Raw genomic sequence first — 16,345 nt, 5'->3', positions numbered from 1 at the left:
CGGCCCGCGGACGGGTCGCCGGTCGCTCGTGTCTGCGTCGACGTGCCGCTGGCACACCTGGACCGCCCCTTCGACTACCTGGTCCCCGCCGAGCTGGACGCCGTCGCCGCGTCCGGCGTCCGGGTCAAGGTGCGCTTCGCCGGCCAGCTCGTCGACGGCTGGCTGCTGGAGCGGGCCGACGACTCGGGGCACACCGGCCGCCTGGCGTACCTGGAGAAGGTGGTCTCGCCGGAGCCCGTGCTCGCCCCGGAGATCGCCCGACTCGCCCGGGCCGTCGCCGACCGGTACGCCGGCAGCCTCGCCGACGTGCTCCGGCTGGCCGTGCCGCCCCGGCACGCCCGGGTGGAGAAGGAACCCCACGCCCCCGCGTCGCCCCCGGCCCCCTCGACCCCCCGGAGGCGGCCGGGTGGCGCGCGTACCCCGCGGGGCCGGCCTTCCTGCGTGCCCTGACCGACGGCCGCCCCGCCCGGGCGGTCTGGTCCGCGCTGCCCGGCGAGGACTGGCCCGCCCGGTACGCCGAGGCGGTCGCCGCCACCGTGGCCGGCGGCCGCGGCGCGGTGGTCGTGGTGCCCGACGCCCGGGACCTCGACCGCCTCGACGCGGCGCTGACCGCCGCGCTCGGCCCCGGGCGGCACGTCACCCTCGCCGCCGCGGCCGGCCCGGCCCGCCGGTACCGCGCGTTCCTGGCCGCCCGCCGCGGCGACGTCGCCGTGGTGGCCGGCACCCGCGCCGCGATGTTCGCCCCGGTCCACCGGCTCGGCCTCGTCGCCATCGTCGACGACGGCGACGACCTGCACGCCGAGCCGCGCGCCCCCTACCCGCACGCCCGCGAGGTGCTGCTCACCCGCGCCCAGCTCGCGAACGCGGCGGCCCTCGTCGGCGGGTACGCCCGCAGCGCCGAGGCGCAGCTGCTGGTGGAGACCGGCTGGGCCCGGGAGGTGGTGGCCGACCGGGCCACCCTGCGGGCGCGTACCCCGGCCATCGCGCCGACCGGCGACGACCCGCAACTGGCGCGGGACCCCGGCGCCGCGACCGCCCGGCTGCCCAGCCTGGCCTGGGCCGCCGCCCGGGACGCGGTCCGCGCCGACGCCCCGGTGCTGGTGCAGGTGCCCCGCCGCGGCTACCTGCCCTCGGTCTCCTGCGCCGACTGCCGCGCCCCGGCGCGCTGCCCGCACTGCGCCGGCCCGCTGGCCCTGCCCTCGGCCGACGGCCCGCCCACCTGCCGCTGGTGCGGGCGGGTGGCCGCCGCGTACGCCTGTCCGGAGTGCGGGGGGCGGCGGCTGCGCGCCGCGGTCACCGGGGCCCGCCGCACCGCCGAGGAGCTGGGCCGGGCCTTCCCCGGCGTGCCGGTGCGGACCTCCGGCCGGGAGGAGGTGCTGACCACCGTGCCCGGCGGGGCCGGGCTCGTCGTGGCCACGCCGGGGGCCGAGCCGATCGCCGAGGGCGGCTACGGCGCGGTCCTGCTGCTCGACTCCTGGGCCCTGCTCACCCGGGCCGACCTGCGGGCCGGGGAGGAGGCGCTGCGGCGCTGGCTGGCCGCCGCCGCGCTGGCCCGGCCCGCCGCGGCCGGCGGCCGGGTGGTGGTGGTCGCCGACGGCGCGCTCGCCCCGGTGCAGGCGCTGCTGCGCTGGGACGCCGCCTGGTTCGCCGCCCGGGAGCTGGCCGAGCGGCGCGAGCTGGGCTTTCCGCCCGCGGTGCGGATGGCCAGCGTCACCGGCCCCGCCGACGCGGTGGCCGACCTGCTGGCCGAGGCCCGGCTGCCCGAGGGGGCCGAGGTGCTCGGTCCCGTCCCCGCCGACGGCGACCGGGAGCGGATGCTGGTCCGGGTGCCCCGGGCCCGGGCGGCGGCGCTCGCCGGGGCGTTGCACGTCGCCGCCGGGGTCCGCGCCGCCCGCAAGGCGGCCGACCCGGTGCGTCTCCAGGTCGACCCGTTGAGCATGTTCTGAGGGTCGTCCCCGGCGCGTGTTCCGGGCGTCGTCACGATCCGTGTTGGGTACCGTGATAGCATCGCCCGTCATGCCGGGGCGTACGACGGCTCAGGTCGCGGCGCGGCGCCAGGCGCGCCGAGCCGGAGCCGCCGCAGGATCGCGCGACCACGGCGGGTAGCGCCGTTCGATGATGTCAGTCAGCCGGTGAGCAGGGGTGGACCAGTCGTGACCCTTCGTCAGTCGATCGTCTTCAACGGTGACCTCGGCAGCGGCAAGAGCACCGTCTCCGTCGAGATCGCCAAGCGGCTGGGGCTGCGCCGGGTCAGCGTCGGCGACCTCTACCGCCAGATGGCGCAGGAGCGGCAGATGACCGCGCTCCAGCTCAACCTGCACGCCGAGCTCGACCAGGCCGTCGACGGGTACGTCGACCAGCTCCAGCAGGACATCGCCGCCTCCGGCGAGCGCCTGGTCATGGATTCGCGGCTGGCCTGGCACTTCTTCACCGACGCGCTCAAGGTGCACATGATCACCGAGCCGACCGAGGCGGCCCGCCGGGTGCTGGCCCGCCCGTCCGGGCCGGCCGAGAGCTACACCTCGCTGGAGGAGGCGAAGGTCAAGCTGCACGAGCGCAGCGAGAGCGAGCGGGGCCGGTTCATCGTCCGCTACGGCGTCGACAAGGCCCGGCTGCGCAACTACGACCTGATCTGCGACACCACCCGGGCCAACGCCGAGCAGGTGATCAAGCACATCATCGACGCGTACGAGGGCCGCCTCGGCGCCGACGTGCTCCGCGAGGGTCCGCCGCTGCTGCTGCTCGACCCGACCCGGGTCTACCCGACCGAGGAGGTCGGGGCCCTGCGCGGGCTGTGGGACTCCGAGTTCGTCGGGGACGTCGCCAGGGGCGGGGACGAGGCGCTGGAGCCGCTGACGATCGGCTACACGGGGCGGTACTTCTACGTCGTCGACGGCCACCGCCGACTCAGCGCGGCCATCCAGAACGGCTTTTCGATGATCCCGGCCCGGCTGGTCGCCGAGGCCGACGAGCCGGTGGTCGGCGGGATGAGCGCGGTGGACTACTTCGCCGCCCAGGTCCGGCCCAGCACCGTCTACGACTGGGAGGCGGCGCACGGGATCCAGCTGCCGCTGCCGGAGCACTGCCTGCTCGCCGGGGACGCCGTGCTCGCCGGTGACCCCGCCCCGGGCGCCTGAGGCGCCACCCGATCGCCGTACGCCGGCCGGGGCCGCTCCGGCCGCTCCGTAGACTGGGCCCGGCCACTGTGACACGCCCACCCAGCCGAAGGAGCCACCCCGCGTGACCGTCCAGCCCATCCGTCTGTTCGGCGATCCGGTGCTGCGCACCCCGGCCGACCCGGTGGTCGACTTCGACGCCGAGCTGCGCAAGCTCATCGCCGACCTGACCGACACGATGCGCGAGCAGAACGGCGCCGGCCTCGCCGCGCCCCAGCTCGGCGTGGGCCTGCGGGTGTTCGCCTTCGACGTCGACGACGTGCTCGGCCACCTGGTCAACCCGGTGCTGGAGTTCCCGGACTCCGAGGAGCAGGACGGCCCGGAGGGCTGCCTGTCCATCCCGGGCCTCTACTTCGACACGAAGCGCCGGCAGAACGTGATCGCCAAGGGCTTCAACGGCTACGGCGACCCGGTGCAGATCGTCGGCACCGGGCTGATGGCCCGCTGCGTGCAGCACGAGACCGACCACCTCGACGGGGTGCTCTTCGTCGACCGGCTCGACCCTGCCGGCCGCAAGGAGGCGATGAAGGCGATCCGCCAGGCGGAGTGGTACGACCCGGCCGCCCCGCCGACCGTCAAGCTCAACCCGCACGCCTCCGGCAGCCCCTTCGGCCTGGGCCGGTGACCCGGTGCGCCTGATCTTCGCCGGCACGCCGGCCGTCGCCGTACCCGCCCTGGCCGCCGTCGCGGCCTCCGGCCACGAGCTGGTCGCCGTGGTCACCCGCCCCGACGCGCCGGCCGGCCGGGGCCGGGGCCTGCTGCGCTCCCCGGTCGGGGCGTGGGCCGACGAGCACGGCGTCGAGGTGCTCACCCCGGCCCGGCCGCGCGAGCCCGAGTTCCTCGACCGGCTGCGCGAGCTGGCCCCGGACTGCGTCCCGGTCGTGGCGTACGGCGCCCTGGTGCCGCCGGCCGCGCTGGAGATCCCCCGGCACGGCTGGGTCAACCTGCACTTCTCCCTGCTGCCCGCCTGGCGCGGGGCCGCCCCCGTCCAGCACGCCGTGCTGCACGGCGACGAGCTGACCGGCGCCAGCGTGTTCCAGCTGGAGCAGGGGCTGGACACCGGGCCGGTCTACGGCACCCTCACCGACGAGATCCGCCCCACCGACACCTCCGGCGACCTGCTGGAGCGGCTCGCCCACTCCGGGGCCGGCCTGCTGGTGGCGGTCCTCGACGCGATCGAGGCGGGCACCGCGCGGGCCGAGCCGCAGCCCGCCGACGGCGTGTCGCTGGCGCCGAAGCTGACCGTGGAGGACGCGCGCGTGCGCTGGGCCGAGCCGGCGTTCGCGGTGGACCGGCGCGTCCGCGCCTGCACCCCGGCACCCGGCCCCTGGACCACGTTCCGCGGCGAGCGGGTCAAGCTCGGCCCGGTCGCGCCGGTGGCCGACGGCCCGGAGCTGAAGCCCGGCGAGCTGCTCGTGGAGAAGTCCGGGGTGCTGGCCGGCACGGCCACCGGCCCGGTGCGCCTCGGCGAGGTGCGGGCCGCGGGCAAGCGGGCCATGCCGGCGGTCGACTGGGCGCGCGGCGCCCGGGTCGCAGCCGGGGAGGAGTTCGCGTGACGGGGCCGGCGGAGTGGCCGCGACAGGCACCTGCCGGCGGTCGCGGTAGCGCGGACCGGCGAGGCGGCGCGGACCGGCGGGGTGCGGGTCGGCCGGGCGGCGCGGACCGGCGTGCCGGCGGGGACCGGCGGGGCGACAGGCGACCCGCACGGCCGGTGGCCGACCTGCCCCGGCACGTCGCGTACGAGGCGGTCGCGGCGGTGCACCGCGACGACGCGTACGCCAACCTGGTGCTGCCGGCGATGCTGCGCGACGCCGGGCTGACCGGCCGCGACGCGGCCTTCGCCACCGAGTTGACGTACGGCACGCTGCGGCACACCGGCACCCTCGACGCGATCCTCGGCGACGCCGCCGGGCGGGACGTGGCCCGGATCGACCCGCCGGTGCGCGACGCGCTGCGCCTGGGCGCGTACCAGCTGCTGCACACCCGGGTGCCGGCGCACGCGGCGGTCTCCTCGACGGTCGACCTGGTCCGCGCGGTCGGCCCCGGCGCCACCGGGTTCGCCAACGCGGTGCTGCGCGAGGTCGCCAGCCGCGACGTGGACGCCTGGGTGGCGAAGATCGCCCCGGACGCGGAGACCGACCCGATCGGGCACCTGGCCCTGGCGTACAGCCACCCGCAGTGGATCGTCCGGGCGTTCGCCGAGGCGCTCGGCGGCGACCTGGGCGAGACCACCCGCCTGCTGATCGAGGACAACGAGCGTCCACCCGTGCACCTGTGCGCGCGGCCGGGCCGGGCCGACGCCGTCGAGCTGGCCGACGAGGTCGGCGGGGCCCCGGGCGCCTTCTCCCCGTACGCGGTCTACCTGGCCGGTGGCGCGCCGGGCGACCTGTCGGCGGTGACCGAGGGCCGGGCGCACGTGCAGGACGAGGGCTCCCAGCTCGTGGCCAACGCGCTCGCGGTCGCGCCGCTCGACGGCCCGGACGCGCACTGGCTCGACCTGTGCGCCGGGCCGGGCGGCAAGTCCGGCCTGCTCGGCGCGCTGGCCGCCCAGCGCGGGGCGGAGCTGACCGCGGTCGAGGTGTCGGAGCACCGGGCCCGCCTGGTCACCCAGGCCACCCGGGGGTTGCCGGTGACCGTGCTGAACACCGACGGGCGCACGGTCGGGGCCGATCCGCAGCTGCCGGAGGGGCACTTCGACCGGGTGCTGGTGGACGCCCCCTGCACGGGGCTGGGCGCGCTGCGCCGCCGGCCGGAGTCGCGCTGGCGGCGGCAGCCGTCGGACCTGCCGCCGCTGACCCGGCTGCAGCGCGAGCTGCTGTCGGCGGCCCTGCGCGCGACGCGCCCGGGTGGCCTCGTCGCCTACGTGACCTGCTCCCCGCACACCGTCGAGACGCACGTGACCGTGACCGAGGCGGCCCGCCGGGCCGGCGTGCCGGCGGACTTCGTCGACGCCCGGCCGCTGCTGCCGGCCGGCATGCCGGGGCTGGGGGACGGGCCGAGCGTGCAGCTGTGGCCGCACCGGCACGGCACGGACGCCATGTTCCTCGCGGTGCTGCGCCGGGGCTGAGCGCGACGGCCGGGCCGGGGCTCAGCCCCGGGCCCGGCCGTCGGCTTTCCGTAGCGGGGGCCGGGTCAGGTGACCGGCAGGACCTTGGTGCCGGCGCCCTTGACCGAGCGGGTGAGGTCGCGGTCGACCCAGAGGAAGCACTGCACGCCCCGGTTGCCGTCGTTCCACTCCGCCTCGCGGGCGTGGTAGAAGATCGTGCCGGCCCGGTATTTCATGTCCCCGTTGTTCGGCACCTTCGCGTAGGCGGCGACCAGGGCCAGGCAGCCCCGGTGGATGCGCTCCCCGTTCTTGTTGATCTGGTCGAAGGGGATGTCCGGGCCCTGGTGGACGCCGACGAACTCGGCCCGGTGCCGCTTCGTGCACGAAACGGCGGTCATCTCGGTGACGCGGTCGTTCTTGATCTTCGGGCTGAAGCAGCGGTAGGCCAGCGCGGAGTTGCCGGTCAACGCGCCCTTCAGGCTGCCGGTTCGCGTGACGGCAGTGGAGTCGTCCAGGCTCTCTTTCTCGTTCAGGTCGCAGCGGAACCAGCGGGCCCCGCCCGCCCAGGCCTGTTTCGACGGGAAGACGGTGGAGAGGAAGAGCCGGCCCGAGCGCCAGTCGCCGCCCACCGCCTTGTTGACCTCCCGGTCGCACTCGGCGCGAACCGCCTTCATCCCGGCCGACCCGGCGGCGGGGGAAGTGCTCCGGTCGGCGGCCGGCCCGGTCACCGTTCCGACGTGGATCGTCTCGACCCGGTGGGACGCCCCGCAGTCCACGGGGTTGTAGCTCGCGAGGTAGCCGACGTCCTCGAAGGCGGTGTGGCAGGCGCCGGCGGCCGGCACGAACTGCGTCGGGGCGGCCAGCGGCTTCCAGTCGTCGACGAGGTCGCCGTCCACCCCGGCCGGCGTGCCGCAGCCGGCCAGCGCCGTCGCCGTCGCACCCACGGCCAGTGCCGTCCACCATCGCCGCATCGGCCGACCTCCCCGTCGTTCGTGGTGCGGTGCCGCCGGCTGAGGGCGGCGAGGCGGCGGTTGCCGCCGTACGGCCCGGCCCCCGGCCCGTCGGCCCTCGGCGCCCGTGGCGCCCACGGAGCGGGAGCATACGGCACGCGCGCTCGGATCGTGGGTAGGCCCTCCGCCCCGGATCGATAGACTCCGCACCACCGGTCACGGTCGGGTCACGTGGCGTCCGGTGGTGCCGCGATGCGGGCGGGCGGTCGGCGCGTTCGTACACTTGCCCCGTGACCGTACCGCCGCCGATCGTCGCACCCAGCATCCTCGCCGCCGACTTCGCCCGCCTCGCCGAGGAGGTCCGCGCCGTCGAGGACGCCGCGGACTGGCTGCACGTGGACGTCATGGACAACCACTTCGTGCCGAACCTGACCATCGGGCTGCCCGTGGTGCAGAGCCTGCGGGCGGCGACCCGACTGCCGTTCGACGTGCACCTGATGATCACCGATCCGCGCCGGTGGGCCCCCGGGTACGCCGACGCCGGGGCGTACAACGTCACCTTCCACGCCGAGGCGTGCGACAACCCGGTGGCCCTGGCCAAGGACCTGCGGGCGGCCGGGGCCAAGGCCGGGCTGGCGATCGACCGGGACACCCCGATCGAGCCGTACCTGGAGCTGCTGCCCAGCTTCGACACCCTGCTGATCATGACGATCAAGGCCGGCTTCGGCGGGCAGCGGTTCATCCCGGAGTTGCTGGACAAGGTCCGCGCGGCCCGGCGGCACGTCGACGCCGGCCACCTGGAGCTGCGCATCGAGGTCGACGGCGGGATCGCCGCCGACACCATCGAGCAGGCGGCCGCGGCCGGCGCGGACGCCTTCGTCGCCGGCACCGCCGTCTACGGGGCCGACGACCCCGCCGAGGCGGTCCGCCGACTGCGGGACCTGGCGCGGCGAGCGGCCGCCGGGGCCTGAGGTGGACCCGGCCGGCGAGCGACCCGATGTGATCCTCGTCGTCGACGACGACGCGGACATCGCCCGGTTCGTCGAGTTCAACCTGCGCCTGCACGGCTTCGAGGTGCTGCACGCCAGCGACGGCCAGGAGGCCCTGGAGGTCATCGAGCGGCAGCGGCCCGACCTGGCCGTGGTGGACCTGATGATGCCGCGCGTCGACGGTCTGGAGCTGACCCGCCGGCTGCGCGCGGACCCGATGACCTCGGCCCTGCCGGTGATCATGCTGACCGCCAAGGGGATGACCTCGGACAAGGTCAACGGCCTCAGCGCCGGCGCGGACGACTACCTGGTCAAGCCGTTCGACACCGCCGAGCTGGTGGCCCGGGTCAGCTCCACCCTGCGCCGCAACAAGGAGTTCCGCGAGGTCTCCCCGCTGACCGGCCTGCCCGGCAACAGCCGGATCCGCCGGGAGATCAGCGACCGGGTACGCAGCGGCGCCGACTACGCCGTCGGCTACGTCGACATCGACCGGTTCAAGAGCGTCAACGACCGGTACGGCTTCGTCCGGGGTGACGAGTTCATCTCGGCGCTGGCCCGCAGCCTGCACCGGGCGGTCGTCTCGCTCGGGCTGCCGCCGGCCTTCCTCGGCCACGTCGGCGGCGACGACTTCGTCATCGTGTGCAGCCCGGAGCAGATCCGGCCGCTCACCTCCCGCGCGGTGGTGGACTTCGAGACCTCGGCCGACCGGCTCTACGACCCGGCCGACGCCGAGCGCGGCTACGTCGAGCTGAAGGACCGCCGGGGCAACATCCGGCGCGCGGCGCTGGTCACCCTCTCGATCGGGGTCTGCGTCTCCAACGCGCAGAAGCGCTTCACCAGTCCCCTGGAGGCCATCGCCGTGGCCTCCGAGATGAAGTCCGTCGCCAAGAGCCAACCCGGGTCGTACGTGGCCGTCGACCGGCGGCGCGGGGTCACCTGAGGCGTCCGGGCGACTGTGAAGTAGGTCGCCTCCGGGCAGACGCCCGCCGCCGGGCGTGCAACACTTCGGGGGTACCCACCACGCGCTGGCGGGACTCGGTGTAATTCCGAACCGGCGGTGATCCACGGTCCGACCGTGGTAAGCCCGCGACCCGGTCGGCTCTGCCGCCCGGTGGACCTGGTGAGAATCCGGGGCCGACGGTTGGGGCGGCTGCCGCCCCAGACAGTCCGGATGGGAGACAGCGCGCGGGACGGGGCGGGCCCGTGTGCCGGCCGCTGGACGGCGGCCGACGCGTGGGTACCCCCGGGGCGGCTCCGCCGTTCCCGGCCTCCGCCGCCGCCTGCCCGCGGCCACCCGGCCGCCTCCCCGGCCCCGCCAGCGCCCGACCGGCGAACGAGAGGGCAGGGCAGGGCGGATGGCCAGCGTCCCCGTCGACGAGGCGATGCGTCGGGCGATCGCGCTCGCGGCCCGCGGGCTCGGCACCACCAGTCCCAACCCCGTCGTCGGCTGCGTGCTGCTCGACGCGGGCGGCGAGATCGTCGGGGAGGGCTTCCACGCGTACGCGGGCGGCCCGCACGCCGAGATCGTCGCGCTCGCCCAGGCGGGCGAACGGGCCCGGGGCGGCACCGCCGTGGTCACCCTGGAGCCCTGCGACCACACCGGCCGCACCGGCCCGTGCAGCGTCGCCCTCATCCAGGCCGGCGTGGCCCGGGTGGTGGTCGCCGTGCCCGACCCCAACCCCGTCGCCTCCGGCGGGGCCGCCACCCTGCGCGCCGCCGGCGTCGCCGTCGAGGTCGGGCTGCGCGCCGCCGAGGCCGAGGCCGGCAACGTCGCCTGGCTGACCTCGATGCGCCGGGGCTGGCCGTACGTGATCTGGAAGTACGCCGCGACGCTGGACGGGCGCTCCGCCGCCGCCGACGGCAGCAGCATGTGGATCACCTCCGAGGCGGCCCGGATCGACGTGCACGCCCTGCGCGGCACCGTCGACGCGGTGCTCGCCGGGGTGGGCACCGTGCTGGCCGACGATCCCCGGCTCACCGCCCGCAACCTGCGCGACGGCAGCCTGGCCATCCGGCAGCCGCTGCGGGTGGTGGTCGACTCGTCGGGGCGTACCCCCGCCGACGCCCGGGTCCGCGACGGCGCCGCCCGGACCTGGGTCGCCACCGCCGCGGAGGTCGGGGCCGGCCCGGACGGCCGGGTCGACCTGCCGGCGCTGCTCGCCGAGCTGCACCACCGGGGCGTGCGGGCCGCGCTGCTGGAGGGCGGGCCCCGGCTGGCCGGCGCGTTCCTCGCCGCCGGCCTCGTCGACAAGATCGTCGGGTACGTCGCGCCGAAGCTGCTCGGCGCGGGCCCGACCGCGCTGCTCGACGCCGGCGTCGGCACGATCGCCGACGCCATCGACCTGGAACTCACCGACGTCAGGCAGGTCGGCCCCGACCTGCGGATCACCGCGCTGCCCCGGAAGAGGGAGGGCTGACAATGTTCACCGGCATCGTCGAGGAGCTGGGCGAGGTCGTCCGGGTCGCCGACACGGGAGGCGACTCCGCGCTGGTCGCCATCCGCGGCCCCCTGGTCACCGAGGACGCCCGGCACGGCGACTCCATCGCCGTCAACGGGGTCTGCCTCACCGTGGTCGACGTCGACGGCGGCGTCTTCACGGCCGACGTGATGGGCGAGACCCTGCGCCGCTCCGCCCTCGGCGCGCTGTGCCCGGGCGACCCGGTCAACCTGGAGCGCGCCGCGGCGCTGAACAGCCGCCTCGGGGGGCACATCGTGCAGGGCCACGTGGACGGCGTCGGCGAGGTGCTGTCCCGGGAGCCGGCCGCGCAGTGGGAGACGGTCCGCTTCCGCCTCCCCACCGACCTCGCCCGGTACGTGGTGGAGAAGGGCTCGATCACCGTCGACGGCGTCTCGCTGACCGTGGCCGGAGTCGGGCCGGACTGGTTCACCGTCGGCCTGATCCCCACCACCCTCAAGCTCACCACCCTCGGCTCCCGGGGCGTCGGGGAGCCGGTCAACCTGGAGGTGGACGTGCTGGCCAAGTACGTCGAGCGGCTACTCGGCGACCGGCTGGCCGGGGGCGAGCGGTGATGGGCCCCCTCGGCTGGCTGCTCGACGCCCAGGTGCACGTCGCCGGCTCGCCGGTGCTGGTCCGCGAGATCGTCGGCAACGTCTTCGGGCTGGCCTCCGCGCTGCTCGGCCTGCGCCGGCTGGTCTGGGCGTGGCCGGTCGGCATGGTCGGCAACGCGCTGCTGTTCACCGTCTTCCTCGGCGGGGTGTTCGCCACCCCGCAGGAGCACGACCTGTACGGCCAGGCCGGCCGGCAGGTCTTCTTCTTCGCGGTCAGCCTCTACGGCTGGTGGCGCTGGCGGCGCAACCGCCGTCTCGGCGTCGCCGGCGACGGGGCGGTCGTGCCGCGTTGGGCCACCGGACGGGAGCGCCTCGGCCTGCTGGCGGCCGCCGCGGCCGGCACCGCCGCCGCGTACCCGGTGCTGGCCGCGCTCGGCTCCTGGGGCCCGCTGCCGGACGCCTGGATCCTCACCGGCAGCCTGCTGGCCACGTACGGCATGGCGCGTGGCTGGGTGGAGTTCTGGCTGGTCTGGATCGCGGTGGACGCCGTCGGCGTGCCGCTGCTGCTGCGGGGCGGCTTCTACCCGTCGGCCGCCATGTACCTCGTCTACGGCGGGTTCTGCGGGTGGGGCCTGGTCGCCTGGTGGCGCACCTCCCGCGCCGCCCGCCCGGCCGACGCCGCGATCCCGCCCACGTACTCGGAGGCCGTCGCATGAGCGAGACCACCTTCGGCAGCATCGAACAGGCGGTGGCCGACATCGCCGCCGGCCGTCCCGTCGTCGTGGTCGACGACGCCGACCGGGAGAACGAGGGGGACCTGATCTTCGCGGCCGAGCTGGCCACCCCGGAGCTGGTCGCGTTCATGGTCCGCTACACCTCCGGCTACATCTGCGTGCCGCTCACCGAGAGCGAGTGCGACCGGCTGGACCTGCCGCCGATGCACCACACCAACCAGGACCGCCGGGGCACCGCGTACACGGTGACGGTGGACGCCCGGGAGGGGGTCAGCACCGGCATCTCGGCGGCCGACCGGGCGCACACGATCCGGCTGCTCGCCGCCCCGTCCACCGATTCGACCGACCTGGCGCGGCCCGGGCACGTCGTGCCGCTGCGCGCCCGCGAGGGCGGGGTGCTGCGCCGGCCCGGGCACACCGAGGCGGCCGTCGACCTGACCCGGCTGGCCGGGCTGCGCCCGGCCGGCGTGCTCTGCGAGCTGGTCAACGACGACGGCACCATGATGCGCCTGCCGGACCTGGAGAAGTTCTGCGCCGAGCACGGGCTGACCCTGGTCACCATCGCCGACCTGATCGCCCACCGGCGGCGTACGGAGAAGCAGGTGGAGCAGGTGGCGTCGGCCCGGATGCCGACGCCGTACGGGGTGTTCCGGGCGCTGGGCTACCGCGCCGAGCACGACCCCGCAGAGCACATCGCCCTGGTCATGGGCGACCTGGGCGACGGGCGGGACGTGCTGGTCCGGGTGCATTCCGAGTGCCTGACCGGGGACGTCTTCGGCTCCCTGCGCTGCGACTGCGGGCCGCAGTTGCAGGCCGCGCTGGCCCGGGTCGCGCAGGAGGGGCGCGGGGTGGTGCTCTACGTGCGCGGGCACGAGGGGCGGGGGATCGGCCTGCTGCACAAGCTCCAGGCGTACCAGCTCCAGGACCTGGGCCGGGACACCGTGGACGCCAACCTCGACCTGGGGCTGCCGGCGGACGCCCGGGACTACGGCACCGGCGCGCAGATCCTGTACGACCTCGGCGTCCGGTCGATGCGGCTGCTGACCAACAACCCGGCCAAGCGGGCCGGGCTGGAGGGGTACGGGCTGACCGTCACCGGCCGCGAGGGGCTGCCGGTGCGGCCGCACCCCGAGAACGTGCGCTACCTGCGCACCAAGCGGGACCGGATGGGTCACCTGCTGGACGAGTTGGACGAGGTGACCGAGGCGCCGTCGGGGCGCCCGGCCACCGGCGACGAGATCGGAGCGTAGCCATGGCGGGATTCGGCGAGCCGGGGGTCGAGGCGGTCGACGCCGCCGGGATGACCGTCGGGGTGGTCGCGGCGCGCTGGCACGGCGAGCTGACCGACCACATGGTCGACCGGGCCGTCGCCGCCGCGCGGGCGTGCGGCGCGCGGGCGGTGGTGGCCCGGGTGGCCGGGTCGGTGGAGCTGCCCGTGGTGGCGCAGGCGATGGCCCGCCGGTTCGATGTGGTGGTCGCCCTCGGGGTGGTCGTCCGCGGGGCGACCGCCCACTTCGACTACGTCTGCCGCTCGGTCACCGACGGGCTGACCCGGGTGGCGCTGGACGAGGGCAAGCCGGTCGCCCACGGCGTGCTCACCGTGGACACCATCGAGCAGGCCCGGGACCGGGCCGGGCTGCCCGGCTCCGCCGAGGACAAGGGCTGGGCGGCGACCGTGGCGGCGCTGGACGCGGCGCTGGCGATCCGCGGCCTGTCCGCCGCGCTGGCGCAGCGGGTCGGCTTCGCCGGCTGACCCGCGGCCGCGCCCGGCCCCCGCGGCCGCGCCCGGCCCCCGCGGCCGCGCCCGGCCCCGCGGCCGCGCGCGGCCGCCGCCGGGCGCGGCCGCGGCCGGGCGCGATGTCGCCGACATGGCGCTATCCGGGCCGGCACGATGCCGCAATGTCGCCGACATGGCGGGGCCCGGCCCGTCGGCCGGCCCGGTCGGCCCGGTCGGCCCGCCGCCGGGCCGGCCGTCAGAGCCGGCCGGCCTCGATGATCCGGCGCAGGAACTGCCGGGTACGGGGCTGGGTCGGCTCGCCGAGCACCTGCTGCGGCGGCCCGGACTCGACGACCCGCCCGCCGTCGAGGAAGCACACCTGGTCGGCGACCTCCCGGGCGAAGCCCATCTCGTGGGTGGCCAGCACCATCGTCATCCCGTCGGCCTTCAGGTCGCGGATCATCGCCAGTACCTCGCCCACCAGCTCCGGGTCCAACGCCGAGGTGACCTCGTCGAGCAGGATCAGCCGGGGGGAGTTGGCCAGCGCCCGGACGATCGCCACCCGCTGCTGCTGCCCGCCGGAGAGCCGGTCCGGGTACGCGTCCGCCTTCCCGCCCAGCCCCACCCGGTCGAGTAGCTCCCGGGCCTGCGCCTCGGCCTCCGCCCGGGCCCGCCGGTGCACCCGGCGCGGGGCGAGGGTGATGTTCTCCAGCACGCTCAGGTGCGGGAAGAGGTTGTACGACTGGAACACCATCCCGATCCGGCGGCGCACCCGGTCCGGGTCGATCCGGGGATCGGAGATGTCCTCCCCGTCCAGCTCGATGGTGCCGTCGTCCAGCTCCTCCAGCAGGTTGACGCAGCGCAGCAGGGTCGACTTGCCCGACCCGGACGCCCCGATCAGCGCCACCACCTGGTGCTCGGCGACGGTCAGGTCCAGGCCGTCGAGCACCACGTTGCCGCCGAACTCCTTACGTAGCCCACGGCACCGCAGCAGGGTCATCGTCCTCCTCCCTGCCGCCGGGCCGAGCGCAGCGTCACCCAGTCGGTGACGGCGATCAGCGGGATCGCCAGCAGCACGAACAGCGCCCCGGCCAGGATGTACGGCGTGTAGTTGAACGTCTCGGCGGTGGCGATCTGCGCAACGCGTACGGCGTCGATCGGGCCGGCCAGGGAAACCAGCCCGACGTCCTTCTGCAGCGCGACCACGTCGTTGAGCAGGGGCGGAGCCACCCGCCGGACGGCCTGCGGCAGCACCACGTGCCGCATCGTCTGCCGGTACGTCAGCCCCAGCGAGCGGGCCGCCGCGAGCTGACTGGGGTGCACCGACTCGATGCCGGCCCGGAACACCTCGGCCAGGTAGCCGCCGTACGTCAGCACGAGGGCGAACCCGCCGAGCACCAGCACCGACGGCATGCCCTGCAGCCGCAGCCCCGGCACCCCGAGCGTCAGCACGTAGAGCACGATGATCAGCGGCAGGCCGCGGAAGGTGTACGTGTATCCCGCGGCCAGGGCCCGGACCGGAAAGAACACCGGCCCGCGCAGCGTACGCAGAATCGCGACCAGCAGCCCGAGCAGCAGCGCCCCCACCGCGCAGCAGACCAGCAGCCGGAGGTTGAGCCAGAGCCCGGACAGCACCGCCGGCAGCGCGTCCCGGGCGATCGCCGGGTCCAGGAACGACTCGCGGACCCGGTCCCAGCCGGGCGCGCCGGTCACCGCGACGACCAGCAGCGTGCCGAGCGCCGCCGTGGACGCGGCGGCGACCAGCACGCTGGAGACCGTCTGCCGGCGGCGGTACGCGGCCCGGCGCCGCTGCGCCTCCGACGGGATGTGCGGAGCGAGGGTCACGTCAGCTCGGCCGCCCCCGCCGCCTGGGCGAGCCACTTCTGCTCCAGCTGCCGGAGCGTGCCCGCGTCGGCGAGCTTGCCCACGGCGTCGCTCACGCACGCGGTCAGCGGCGAGCCCTTGTCCAGCAGCAGCCCGAACGCCTCCGGCGTGCCGACCTGCGGCACCTGCCCGACGATCGTCGCGTCGGTCAGCTCCGCGCCGGTGATGTAGAAGGCGGTCGGCAGGTCGACCACGAGGCCGTCGAGCTGCCCGTTCTGGAGGGCCTTCTTGGCGTCGTCGTTGCTGTTGTAGACCTGCGGCTGCACGGTCGGCTTGATCACCTCGGTGATCGCCCGGTAGCTGGTGGTGCCCACCTGGGCGCCGAGCTTCGCGTCGCGCAGGTCCGCCAGGGACGTCCTCCCCACGATCTTGGACGACTTCAGCGCGATGACCGTCTGCCGCACCTGGTAGTACGGCGCGGAGAAGTCGACCGCCCGCTTGCGCTCCTCGGTGATGGAGAACTGGTTGATGTCGAAGTCGAAGCTCTTGGGGCCGGGGGCGATGGCGGCGTCGAACTTGACCCGGGTCCAGGCGACGTCGCCGCGGGCGTACCCGAGCTGCTCGGCCACCGCGTACGCCACAGCGGCCTCGAATCCTTCGCCGTTGTCCGGCTTGTTGTCCTTGAACCACGGCTCGTACGCCGGCTCGTCGGTGGCGACGGTGAGCTTGCCCGGGGTCCGGGTGCGCAGGCTGTCCTTCGTGCAGGACGCCGCGGCGGCGCTGGCGGTCGTGGCGGGGGCGGGGTCGTCCTGCGGCGCGCAGGCGGCGACCGCGACGAGGACGGCGCCGGCCGCGCCGAGCGCGAGGATACGGGAGGTGCTGGCCATGGCGGACAGCGT

At 75.8% G+C, this 16,345-nt stretch carries 15 protein-coding genes, 1 pseudogene and 1 riboswitch; of the genes and pseudogenes, 12 read left to right on the top strand and 4 right to left on the bottom strand.

Features of this window, described 5'->3' with window-relative positions:
• Positions 1-42: 42 nt before the first annotated feature.
• From JD77_RS30900 to JD77_RS30880, 5 genes and pseudogenes are all read left to right on the top strand, one after another.
• Positions 43-1,946: pseudogene (locus tag JD77_RS30900) on the top strand (primosomal protein N').
• A gap of 207 nt (positions 1,947-2,153) precedes the next feature.
• On the top strand, positions 2,154-3,137 hold the full coding sequence (locus JD77_RS30895; RefSeq protein ID WP_145777298.1) for an AAA family ATPase: 984 nt from the start codon (positions 2,154-2,156) through the stop codon (positions 3,135-3,137).
• Between the two features lie 103 nt (positions 3,138-3,240).
• Complete coding sequence (gene def, locus JD77_RS30890) at positions 3,241-3,801, top strand: peptide deformylase (RefSeq protein WP_145777297.1); 561 nt, start codon at positions 3,241-3,243, stop codon at positions 3,799-3,801.
• A gap of 4 nt (positions 3,802-3,805) precedes the next feature.
• The gene (gene fmt / locus JD77_RS30885) at positions 3,806-4,732 is read left to right on the top strand and encodes a methionyl-tRNA formyltransferase (protein ID WP_145777296.1); all 927 of its coding nucleotides are present in this window, start codon (positions 3,806-3,808) and stop codon (positions 4,730-4,732) included.
• The gene (locus JD77_RS30880) at positions 4,729-6,243 is read left to right on the top strand and encodes an RsmB/NOP family class I SAM-dependent RNA methyltransferase (RefSeq protein ID WP_145777295.1); all 1,515 of its coding nucleotides are present in this window, start codon (positions 4,729-4,731) and stop codon (positions 6,241-6,243) included. Before fmt ends, JD77_RS30880 begins: the two co-directional genes overlap by 4 nt.
• A gap of 65 nt (positions 6,244-6,308) precedes the next feature.
• Here JD77_RS30880 and JD77_RS30875 read toward each other — a convergent pair whose 3' ends face one another.
• Positions 6,309-7,193: a septum formation family protein gene (locus JD77_RS30875; protein WP_145777294.1), complete on the bottom strand. Its 885-nt coding sequence runs from the start codon at positions 7,191-7,193 to the stop codon at positions 6,309-6,311.
• 269 nt (positions 7,194-7,462) lie between these two features.
• Here JD77_RS30875 and rpe point away from each other — a divergent pair, with 269 nt between their 5' ends.
• The 7 genes from rpe to ribH all read left to right on the top strand — a co-directional run bounded on the left by rpe (position 7,463) and on the right by ribH (position 13,658).
• Complete coding sequence (gene rpe, locus JD77_RS30870) at positions 7,463-8,143, top strand: ribulose-phosphate 3-epimerase (RefSeq protein ID WP_145777293.1); 681 nt, start codon at positions 7,463-7,465, stop codon at positions 8,141-8,143.
• 1 nt (position 8,144) lies between these two features.
• Positions 8,145-9,101 carry a response regulator gene (locus tag JD77_RS30865; RefSeq protein ID WP_145777292.1) on the top strand — a complete coding sequence of 319 codons (957 nt, stop codon included), beginning with the start codon at positions 8,145-8,147 and terminating at the stop codon, positions 9,099-9,101.
• Positions 9,102-9,181: 80 nt separating this feature from the next.
• Positions 9,182-9,348, top strand: a riboswitch (FMN riboswitch).
• Between the two features lie 168 nt (positions 9,349-9,516).
• Positions 9,517-10,578: a bifunctional diaminohydroxyphosphoribosylaminopyrimidine deaminase/5-amino-6-(5-phosphoribosylamino)uracil reductase RibD gene (ribD, locus tag JD77_RS30860; RefSeq protein ID WP_145777291.1), complete on the top strand. Its 1,062-nt coding sequence runs from the start codon at positions 9,517-9,519 to the stop codon at positions 10,576-10,578.
• Positions 10,579-10,580: 2 nt separating this feature from the next.
• Entirely contained in the window at positions 10,581-11,192 is a 612-nt protein-coding gene (locus JD77_RS30855; protein WP_145777290.1) for a riboflavin synthase, read from the top strand.
• Complete coding sequence (locus JD77_RS30850) at positions 11,192-11,887, top strand: nicotinamide mononucleotide transporter family protein (RefSeq protein WP_145777289.1); 696 nt, start codon at positions 11,192-11,194, stop codon at positions 11,885-11,887. The genes JD77_RS30855 and JD77_RS30850 overlap by 1 nt, the downstream gene beginning before the upstream one ends.
• Positions 11,884-13,155 carry a bifunctional 3,4-dihydroxy-2-butanone-4-phosphate synthase/GTP cyclohydrolase II gene (locus tag JD77_RS30845; protein WP_145777288.1) on the top strand — a complete coding sequence of 424 codons (1,272 nt, stop codon included), beginning with the start codon at positions 11,884-11,886 and terminating at the stop codon, positions 13,153-13,155. Before JD77_RS30850 ends, JD77_RS30845 begins: the two co-directional genes overlap by 4 nt.
• Positions 13,156-13,157: 2 nt before the next feature.
• Complete coding sequence (gene ribH / locus JD77_RS30840) at positions 13,158-13,658, top strand: 6,7-dimethyl-8-ribityllumazine synthase (protein ID WP_145777287.1); 501 nt, start codon at positions 13,158-13,160, stop codon at positions 13,656-13,658.
• A 220-nt stretch (positions 13,659-13,878) separates the two neighbouring features.
• On the opposite strand, the gene JD77_RS30835 is transcribed toward ribH, so the two are convergent.
• The 3 genes from JD77_RS30835 to JD77_RS30825 are packed head-to-tail and all read right to left on the bottom strand — an operon-like array spanning position 13,879 to position 16,333.
• Entirely contained in the window at positions 13,879-14,622 is a 744-nt protein-coding gene (locus JD77_RS30835; protein ID WP_145777286.1) for an amino acid ABC transporter ATP-binding protein, read from the bottom strand.
• The gene (locus tag JD77_RS30830; protein ID WP_145777285.1) at positions 14,619-15,467 is read right to left on the bottom strand and encodes an amino acid ABC transporter permease; all 849 of its coding nucleotides are present in this window, start codon (positions 15,465-15,467) and stop codon (positions 14,619-14,621) included. The genes JD77_RS30835 and JD77_RS30830 overlap by 4 nt, the downstream gene beginning before the upstream one ends.
• Complete coding sequence (locus tag JD77_RS30825; protein ID WP_145777284.1) at positions 15,464-16,333, bottom strand: ABC transporter substrate-binding protein; 870 nt, start codon at positions 16,331-16,333, stop codon at positions 15,464-15,466. Before JD77_RS30825 ends, JD77_RS30830 begins: the two co-directional genes overlap by 4 nt.
• Positions 16,334-16,345 lie beyond the last annotated feature (12 nt).

The organism is Micromonospora olivasterospora, assembly GCF_007830265.1.
Taxonomy (GTDB): Bacteria; Actinomycetota; Actinomycetes; order Mycobacteriales; family Micromonosporaceae; genus Micromonospora; species Micromonospora olivasterospora.
This window is presented reverse-complemented; position numbering and strand designations above follow the sequence as displayed.